The 7,593-nt window shown below is 41.6% G+C and carries 9 protein-coding genes; 3 read left to right on the top strand and 6 right to left on the bottom strand.

What is annotated here, in order from left to right; genetic code table 11:
* Positions 1–301: 301 nt before the first annotated feature.
* The 5 genes from IPI86_RS08280 to IPI86_RS08260 all read right to left on the bottom strand — a co-directional run bounded on the left by IPI86_RS08280 (position 302) and on the right by IPI86_RS08260 (position 4,516).
* Entirely contained in the window at positions 302–622 is a 321-nt protein-coding gene (locus IPI86_RS08280; RefSeq protein ID WP_345297528.1) for a hypothetical protein, read from the bottom strand.
* A 185-nt stretch (positions 623–807) separates the two neighbouring features.
* Entirely contained in the window at positions 808–1,032 is a 225-nt protein-coding gene (locus IPI86_RS08275; RefSeq protein WP_345297527.1) for a hypothetical protein, read from the bottom strand.
* 236 nt (positions 1,033–1,268) lie between these two features.
* On the bottom strand, positions 1,269–1,703 hold the full coding sequence (locus IPI86_RS08270; protein WP_345297526.1) for a hypothetical protein: 435 nt from the start codon (positions 1,701–1,703) through the stop codon (positions 1,269–1,271).
* Positions 1,704–2,631: 928 nt separating this feature from the next.
* Positions 2,632–3,126 carry a hypothetical protein gene (locus tag IPI86_RS08265; RefSeq protein WP_345297525.1) on the bottom strand — a complete coding sequence of 165 codons (495 nt, stop codon included), beginning with the start codon at positions 3,124–3,126 and terminating at the stop codon, positions 2,632–2,634.
* Between the two features lie 985 nt (positions 3,127–4,111).
* A complete protein-coding gene (locus tag IPI86_RS08260) occupies positions 4,112–4,516 on the bottom strand; it encodes a hypothetical protein (RefSeq protein WP_345297524.1) in 405 nt (134 codons plus the stop codon).
* Positions 4,517–5,264: 748 nt separating this feature from the next.
* Between IPI86_RS08260 and IPI86_RS08255 the strand changes: the two genes are divergently transcribed.
* Entirely contained in the window at positions 5,265–5,555 is a 291-nt protein-coding gene (locus tag IPI86_RS08255; protein WP_345297523.1) for an HNH endonuclease, read from the top strand.
* A 153-nt stretch (positions 5,556–5,708) separates the two neighbouring features.
* A complete protein-coding gene (locus tag IPI86_RS08250; RefSeq protein WP_345297522.1) occupies positions 5,709–5,972 on the top strand; it encodes an AbrB/MazE/SpoVT family DNA-binding domain-containing protein in 264 nt (87 codons plus the stop codon).
* Between the two features lie 202 nt (positions 5,973–6,174).
* Here IPI86_RS08250 and IPI86_RS08245 read toward each other — a convergent pair whose 3' ends face one another.
* Positions 6,175–6,717 carry a ChuX/HutX family heme-like substrate-binding protein gene (locus IPI86_RS08245; protein ID WP_345297521.1) on the bottom strand — a complete coding sequence of 181 codons (543 nt, stop codon included), beginning with the start codon at positions 6,715–6,717 and terminating at the stop codon, positions 6,175–6,177.
* A 168-nt stretch (positions 6,718–6,885) separates the two neighbouring features.
* On the opposite strand from IPI86_RS08245, the gene IPI86_RS08240 reads away from it, so the two are divergent.
* Positions 6,886–7,584: a metal-dependent transcriptional regulator gene (locus IPI86_RS08240; RefSeq protein ID WP_345297520.1), complete on the top strand. Its 699-nt coding sequence runs from the start codon at positions 6,886–6,888 to the stop codon at positions 7,582–7,584.
* Positions 7,585–7,593 lie beyond the last annotated feature (9 nt).

Genomic DNA, 7,593 nt, shown 5'->3' with positions numbered 1-7,593 from the left:
ATAAAATCTAGGGACAGATAATTTAAGCTTACTAATACTCTCAAATCTAAATTTGCCATATGGAAAGAAAGCATATGATACGTCTCTTACAAAACCAGCACGTATTGAGGTGTTCACTATGGCTGGGCGAAAATATTTTTGTTCACTTTTGGGCAGCGAGAGAAATTCATCTTTTGTAAGTATAAATGCCTTATGAAAACCTGTCTTAATACCTTGTTTTACTTCAAATAAATCCTTTACACGCGGAAAGCTATCAAGCGACTTGAGAAGTCTCCAAGAGCTGTAAGGGCGGGGAGACCAATCATAAGTATTGTTTGAAATCAGGAAACGGATAAATAGAAAAAATTTCCCTGATTAATGGCAGAGAAAGGTTTCCTTCAGGAGTCGCAATCTTCTTAGCGCGTAACCCTGCTGAGTTAGAACCAGAACGGAAATCTGCCCAAAACGCAAGAGGTTCACTATCCACATAGCCATTTTTTGCAATATAAAAACTAACATCAACTGTCGCGTTAGCAAATAGATGTTGACTCCCAAGGCGGGCAAGAAGAATAGGTGAAAAGTCTTTGGCTAGATTCTTTCTGATTTTCTCAGCTGAGACTCCATCTAAAAAAGAAGAAGGCACAACAGAGCCAAAATCCCATTCTTCTTAATAGATTGCGATGCTTTAGCAATAAAAGCAAATGCCATGTTAGGCCGCTTATCACCAAGAGTACCTTAAAGAATCGATAGTGCTCTTCGGGTTTCTTTATTCATTGAATGCCATGCTGCCAAAGGTGGATTCATAAGCAAAAGATCAATGTCAGATGGCTATACAAGATCAGGATGTAGACTATCTTTATGTTCAATATCTATGGTAACTTCAAAATTTACTTCTCTTGTTTCCCATCCGAGCTCAAATTTTGCCATTTCACAAGCTGCATCAGAAACATCCCAACCTATAACAATAACATGTCCCTTAATTTCAGCAACCTTACAGGAGAAGGCAAAAATCTTGACAACATCATTTGACCAGGACTCATGAACAATGCTCATAGTGAGCTTCTTGAAATATTTGTCCAGAAGCATGACGTATTACCAGATTTAGCTCTGGTGATAAATTTTCAAGTTTACGCCCTTGCAGAAACTCATACAACAAACTTTCCCAGTTTTCAACGCTTATTTGCTCTGCTAACTGACGAGATTCTTGCTCAATCTCCACTTGGTTAAATCAACGGAATTTCTTTGAAATTTATTGTCTCGCTGCACTAGCTAGAAAATACAAGAAAACTTTAAGTCTGAGCTCCATCAAATTCATTACCGAGTGTAGCCCGCAACTTTCTAAAGAAACGTATACTATGAGTGATAACAGACATTTCTTGATTTGGTGTCGTGGATTGCAAGAATTCATGGAATTTTTCTAGATTATTGTAAACGCTAGCTAATGAGTATTTTTCAACATTAAACCGAGGCGAGTCCCATCGTTGTACTTCAACGGTTTCTCGCGTTAAAGTCACATAGTGTCCAACATTAGAAGACCAAGCAAAAATACGGGATTGCTCTAAATCTTGAGATATAGTGTTTGTAGTATCTAGGCAAAAATTACCTTGCGAGCCATTTAGCAAAATATACCTTTTGCTATCATTTTGACCAAACAAAGGCACAGGCAATAGCCCCAATGTATTTTGCCATACTTTTACATTAAGTAATTCAAGAGAAGGGTTCATGAAAACATCCAGTGGCAAGCACATGTAAAACAAGGTGTAAATTCGGTCTAGAAGATGCTAACTAGCATGGTTTATTTGTAGTACAACTGTTCGACGTTGATATTATACAATTATTTTCATCAAAAAGCAGCCAACTTGGATCAAATTGATATTTGTCTCTTATTTTCATCAAGATTTTGATTGGCAAAAAATTTATTCTAAACGAGCTTGGGAAGAGAGGATGCTAGTGAATTGAGGAATGCCGGACAGAAGGAGGGTTGACCTAACTCTGATTGGCTTAGTGGTTCGCAGTGTTGAGTTGTCCCTTCCCAAAAGGGAAAGACATGGGCGTGACTTCTATCTTGTCCGCTGGCGCGGACATCGGCTGTGGAAAGCCTTGATTCTCCCCTAAAGGGAGAAGGGTGTGCATACTGGATGGCATATCGTATCAACTATTATGTCCCTAATGTCTCGATTAACTAATAGCGACCACCTCAAACTCGACAGAATTCAACTCATGCCGAAGCATAAGACTCCTTGGAAACTTCACTGCTTCAGGAGCAAGTCGAAGGGCAATTGCTAACTTTGGGATTATGCCCCGTCTTTTTAGATCGTCAGCCGTGCCGTGTAAATAAATCCCTGTGAGCAATCTCCCTGTGCAAATTAACACATTCTTGCTAGTCGACAATGTTTCGTTCCAATCAGTTGGTTCATATGTACTCACAATTTTTCCTTTGTATTTATTATGCCATGCAAGGCACAAAGCAAAATCGTCCCAATAACCCCTATCGCACTTATCGTGTCATACTGCAAAGTCTATAGTTTTCCAATATCTTCGCAAAGTCTTTTAATTAACATAGGTCGTGTAAAAAACTCCATATATCAGATCTTACTGGAGCTAAAGGCATTCCGTAAACCTTTTTTGTGTCTTCATCTAAATATCTTACGTTCATTTTCTTCCTCTGAAAGGCGAGGCAATTATTGCCTTAAATCTTTCTATTTGCGAGGGAACATATGGGGATTCGAGATAACGAGGTTCTTTGTGACGAGCTTTAATTACATTAATGATGTCTTGTGGGGTTTCGACACCCCTTAAAGAAAATAATGTATCTTTAAACTTTGATGCCTTGGCAAGATTGCGATAAGGAAGATCATCATACTTTTCTGTTTCTTTTGGAAGTATGTCGATAAATGTAATAGGGGAAATAACAGAATTTACTTTGATATTTCTCTCAGACAATAATCTGTAGCAAGTTTTAGCGGTAAATCCAGTAGTTATATGCGAATCAAGCAGAGATAAGATAACCTTCAGGAGGTTTTGGAAAATATAGTATTGATGATTAATGTCATCCAACTTCCATGGGCTTCTATTATAAAAATACATTGTCGTCCCATGGCTTGAGTTGTTAGGACGCCAAGAGGCAATCCCGAATTCAATATACATACCCCATGCGGTAATAATTTTTAGGCAGCAACCCATTCATATTCTCTGCCAACCGAGGTGCTAAACCAAATTTTTTAATACTAACCATGGATAGGGTCAAATGATACTGTATTCTCGGATGGATTATCCGAGAATACAGTACCGAGATATTCTTTACCAAACTGCGGTTAGTCGAACGAAGATTAAAAGCTTCTTGAAATAACATCGATCACCCCCGTGATATTTTTCTTTTGGTAATTCTTCGCGACATCTGTAAATTGCCTTGATAAATCCTGAGATGTGTTTGTGAAAAAACTATAACTTTTCTGTTGTTTATTGTGTTTGTGGCTAATCTTTAAACTTGCCCATTGGAGCAGCAATATTGGAATGCCCGTCTTCTCTGGGTTGCAACAGCCCGTGATGGCTTTTAAGGCATTAGCGATATATTTATCTGCGTCTAAATAACCATCTTGTATTCTGGCGGCTGACTGGTAAGAGCTTCAATAGCAATACGATCAACCTCTGATGAAGTCATCATTTCTATTGCGGTCTCATCGCACTTCTTTACAAAGAAATATTGAGTAGAGACTAGCTATATGAAAAATTACATCATCGCGATTTCCATTTTCAAACGAGTCTGTAAGTAATTGTCCACAATTTATTACTTGCTCTCGATAGTATTTATCTTTTATCAGTAATTCTCGATGCCCTTCACCAAGCCCAATTAACTTAGCCTGAGTAAACAGTCTTAATGATGATCGGAGCCAATCGGTTGTGGGAGTTCTTATTTCTGTTTCTAGCCAATTTGATAATGAAGCGTCGAACCCAGATATATCCATGGAACTTAGAATATTAAATCTAGCTCTTTAAACCATCTGATATAGAGTCCAACTCTTTCACGAGCTCGAGAGGAAATTATCTCTCGAATAACAATAAATAAACCAACTACGGGGATTATGTAAAATAATAATATTGTTATTCCGCTAAGAAACCATTCGTTCATGATTCACCAACCTCTTCTATCTGAAAGAACAACAACACCTAACAAAAGCACCCAACTAAGTGTTGCCCAAATCCCCATACCTGTCCAGATTTTATCAATATTAAATATGTACCCGATAAAAAAAATTGCTAAATCGGTTATCAAGACTAATATCGGTGCTCCAACAAATCGCTTGACTACAGTTCTGAATTGTTGAGTAGGAGCTACATCTCTAATTTTCCACATGTATTTTACAAAGTAATACGTGTAAACCCCAATAATTATAGAGAAGCCAACATTAACTAGATCTGTAGAGAAGAAGGAATTTGAATTTGTACTTTTCTTGTTGAATAAAAAGTTGCTCAAAAAAAAAACCAAGCCAAATACCAAAATGGGGGTATCTGATTTGTTACTAGTGTTACCCGACATTCACATCACCCTGCCACTAATTCTTTTTCAGATATTATATAACGAAAAACTGGTTTTTCACCAAGAATTAAACTGACCTTATCTAGAGATTGGTCAACCGCCTCTGTATCATTTTCGCTATTTAATACAGCAGAAGTATATATTGGGAACTTCCAAGATAGTTCATTGATATTTTGAGCGACTCGAATAGTGTAGTGTCTTGGTCAACAAATATCTTGCAAAAGAATGCAACTTTGCAGCATGTTCTTGAAACCTACAATAGCAGATGTTCCCCACCAACATCAGCATATTCCCTTCCAAACAGCTATTTTTTAAGTTAAGGTTTGATGCGGCTAAGAAACCTATTGGCAATATTCCTAATGCTCCACCTACACTATCTGGAGTTAATATAACAATTTTAGACCTATCAGTACCTTTTGTAACAAGTTCCTCTACCAGGTTTTCTAAATAATGTGTGATTAATTCTGTACAAGCTTTTAATGTCTGAGAATCCTGCCATATTTGGTCGTATTAATTCCGAGGGTCAAAGCATAATTTGGGTGTATCAGGGAACACGAAGTTTGGAAATGTCCATGTTCTCCCTAACAGGGAAACCAAATTGTATATACAGTATAGTCCACTTTTTAGGAAAACAATGCTCTTTTGTTAAAGCAGAGAAGAAGGACGCGCCTTAATCACCAAACGGGCGAGGGAAGAGTTGGTCAACGGACCGCTTCGCGTCACGGATTCGCGGACGAGAACGGACTTTGTGAAACATCGTGAATTGCTCGATGCCGCCCATATCATTCCAGACAATATGCCCGAAGGAAAGTCCACGATCGAGAATGGATTGTCGCTGTGCAAGCTGCATCATTCCGCTTACGATGCCTTTATCATCGGCGTAACCCCTGATTACATTATCCAAGTCCGCGCAGATATTTTGGAAGAGGAAGACGGTCCCGTTTTGCAGCATGGCTTGAAGGGCTTGGGGGCCGGAGGGGCCCCCCCCCGCCCACGAACCCCCCCCGTCCTGCGCACATCTCCCCAAATACGACAATGAAAATCTTAGGTGAAAATTGAGCAATTGAATCGTCGGATTTGGGGGAGACTCGGCGATAGGTATTTCCTTGCAACCAAGACATTATTCATCCTTCCGCATTCATCATTCATCCTAGCTCTATGCTATAATCTTACTAGTAAGAAGGAGTAAATCATGGAAACATTAGCTACCACCCGCATGTCATCGAAGGGACAGGTCGTCATTCCCGAGTCCATTCGCAAGCAGTTGAATTTACAAGAAGGCGCACAATTTATCGTCGTTGGGGAAGGAGACGTGGTTGTGCTGAAAGTAGTCAACTTGCCTGATATGAGTCAGTTCGATGAACTGATCAAGCAGGCACGTCAGCAGGCAAAAGAAGCAGGACTGACGGAGGAAGATGTCACGTCCGCGGTGGCAAAGGCACGGGGCAAGAAATGAAGATCGTTCTGGACTTGAAAGTTGTGATGGATACGAATGTATTTGTCTCTGGGGTCTTCTTTAGTGGTCCGCCATATGAGATTTTGAAAGCCTGGTAGGAGAGTGAGTTTACAACCCGCAAGTTAAGAAAGAGGTGCTGGGTGGCGTGCCCATTTTTCGATTGAAGTAATGAAGTTCTAGCCAGACAACAAGTTAATTCATATTAATTCCTCGCGAATCTCTCGATCAACTCATGATAGGTTTTCACAAGTTCGGGCGCTGGCTCTTTGCCGCCGAAATTGAGAAAGACTTTGAACGCGGCGGCCCCGCGCCGATCGAAGAATTGGAAGCTGAGCGACTCGTGCCCATCGAGATGGCTGGGCTTACGGAAGGCAAAGACCGAATCCAATTCCCAGCTACGGATGTGCATATCAAGCGATTTGGTACGGACGTTCAAAAAGCCGTCGCTCTTCGTGAAATTACCAAATTGGCCAAAGGCTTCGATGGTAGCGGCTCCATTTGAAAGGATGACGTGCACATTGCCAAGAGGCTCAAAAGCGCGGATGATCTCCTCCCAACGCGAGAAATCAAGCTCGTGTGCAGTGTCACCCTCAAGCGCGCGGATAATTTCCACTTCAGGAATTCTTAGTTTATGGGCCAGCATTAAGGTCATCTGCGAGCGGTCACGGTTAAAAGCATCGCGGATGGTTTGCTGACGTTCAAGCTCGGTCATTTCCGGGCGGAGGGCTGGGTCGGTTTGAAACATGGGTCATTCTCCTCTAATCAATAAATTGGATTGTTTTCATCCTGTTCAAGCGACGCGTAGTATAATTTCGGGGATTTGAATAATCTAGATATTTGTATTAAATTTTATCTAAATCGGATTGCATCAAGTTTTCAACCCGATTGAAGATTTTGGAGTTGGTCACAAGGAATGTCAGCCAGTGCTGCAATGCAACGCTATGCCGCGGAGATCTATCGCCTGCAACAGGATCATGAGCAGGTGCCGCTTTCGCTTTTAAGTTCACACGTTGAATCGTCTGCGCAGGCAATTGCAAGCATGGTCAAGCGCTTGCAAAAGCATGGATACCTTGTCCATGAACCGTATCGCGGCGTGCGCCTCACCCCCACTGGCGAAAAGATCGCCATGCCTTCCCTGCGCCGTCACCGCTTGACGGAGGTCTTCCTCGTCCGCGTGATGAAATACGATTGGGCTACAGCTCATCAACTGGCCGATACCTTCGAGCTTGGCGTCAACGATATGATCGAAGACCGCATGGATGAACTGGCAGGCCGCCCCACGCGCTGTCCGCATGGAGAGCCGATTCCCTCAAAAAATGGGGTGATGCCTGTGGTCAGGGACATGTCATTGAGTAATGTCCCTTCGGGTTCCGATTGTGTCATCAGCCGCGTGCGCACACATGATTTCGAAAAGCTGACTTACATCGGCGAGTTGGGACTTGTGCCCGGAACATCGTTCCACTTGTTGAGTTGTGCGCCGTTCAAAGGTCCGCTGCGGTTGAACATGAAACCGCATGACCACGTTATCGGCTACGAGTTGGCCGCGTCTCTTTGGGTGGAAGTGACAAAGGAAGGCGAAGGCAATAAACTGCCGCCGCGAAAAAACAATTAAAGAAAAACT

This window comes from Candidatus Villigracilis affinis, from assembly GCF_016705895.1.
Taxonomy (GTDB): Bacteria; Chloroflexota; Anaerolineae; order Anaerolineales; family Villigracilaceae; genus Villigracilis; species Villigracilis affinis.
The sequence above is the reverse complement of the archived record's forward strand: the minus strand, read 5'-3'. Positions and strand labels throughout refer to the sequence as shown.

Bases quoted from the DNA above. Each gene is read 5' to 3' on its own strand.
- IPI86_RS08275 (WP_345297527.1), bottom strand. From the start codon at position 1,032: ATGAGCATTGTTCATGAGTCCTGGTCAAATGATGTTGTCAAGATTTTT.
- IPI86_RS08270 (WP_345297526.1), bottom strand. From the start codon at position 1,703: ATGAACCCTTCTCTTGAATTACTTAATGTAAAAGTATGGCAAAATACA.
- IPI86_RS08265 (WP_345297525.1), bottom strand. From the start codon at position 3,126: ATGTATATTGAATTCGGGATTGCCTCTTGGCGTCCTAACAACTCAAGC.
- IPI86_RS08260 (WP_345297524.1), bottom strand. From the start codon at position 4,516: ATGTCGGGTAACACTAGTAACAAATCAGATACCCCCATTTTGGTATTT.
- IPI86_RS08250 (WP_345297522.1), top strand. From the start codon at position 5,709: ATGGAAACATTAGCTACCACCCGCATGTCATCGAAGGGACAGGTCGTC.
- IPI86_RS08245 (WP_345297521.1), bottom strand. From the start codon at position 6,717: ATGTTTCAAACCGACCCAGCCCTCCGCCCGGAAATGACCGAGCTTGAA.
- IPI86_RS08240 (WP_345297520.1), top strand. From the start codon at position 6,886: ATGTCAGCCAGTGCTGCAATGCAACGCTATGCCGCGGAGATCTATCGC.